The 716-nt window shown below is 78.5% G+C and carries 1 pseudogene; it reads right to left on the bottom strand.

Features of this window, described 5'->3' with window-relative positions:
* Positions 1-690, bottom strand: a pseudogene (locus P1P70_RS45395) (serine protease); the annotation flags it as partial.
* Positions 691-716 lie beyond the last annotated feature (26 nt).

The raw sequence follows: 716 nt of genomic DNA, 5'->3' as shown, positions 1-716 counted from the left end.
CTCCGGTCCCTGGTCCCCCGGCCCCGGCACGCGGTCCTCGGGGGCTTCGTCGGACCGGTCCGACCAGGCGGCCCCCGCCGCGTGCCCGGCCGGCGGGCCGGCGAAGGCGCCATCCTCGCCGGGCCGGCCGTTCGGGGCGTCCGGGAGGGCCGCTCGGACCTCGGACAGGAGGCGCAGGGTGAGGGGGTGGCGGGCGTCGGCGGCGGTGAGCGCGTCCTCCGGGATCCCGTATCGCAGGCGGGCTCGGCGGGCCTCGCTCTCGGTCAGGTCGCCCAGGCGCACGCAAGCCGGCAGGGAGTGCCCCTCGCCGTGCAGCAGCTCCGCCGGGAAGTGCGCCCCTGCCCGCTCCCAGTACTCGGCGCGGCAGGCGACCACGAGCCGAGCCCCGTTGGCCCGCAGCCACTCGGCCGTCCCCGCGGTCCACTCGGCGAGCCGGTGCGCGAGTGCCGGCGGCATCTCCTCGGGCCCGTCGAGGAGCAACAGCAGCGGCCTCCCCTCGGCCTCCGCGAGCCGCGCGAGCCGTTCCGGCCGGATGTCCCCCAACTCGCCCTCGTAGCGCCCGGGCAGCCAGGGCCGCCCGACCCCCTCGCCCGAGGAATGCTCACCGCCACCCACACCGGCGGAAGCGGCGGAAGCGGCCGTGAAGTCCGACGCGGCCCATCCACCCGACGCGGCGAACCCGTCACCCACCCCGGCACCGGTGGCCCCCTGTACCC

This window comes from Streptomyces sp. MB09-02B, assembly GCF_033794485.1.
In the GTDB taxonomy this organism is placed as follows: Bacteria; Actinomycetota; Actinomycetes; order Streptomycetales; family Streptomycetaceae; genus Streptomyces.
Note: the sequence above shows the minus strand (reverse complement) of the source record. Positions and strands in the feature narration are given on the sequence as shown.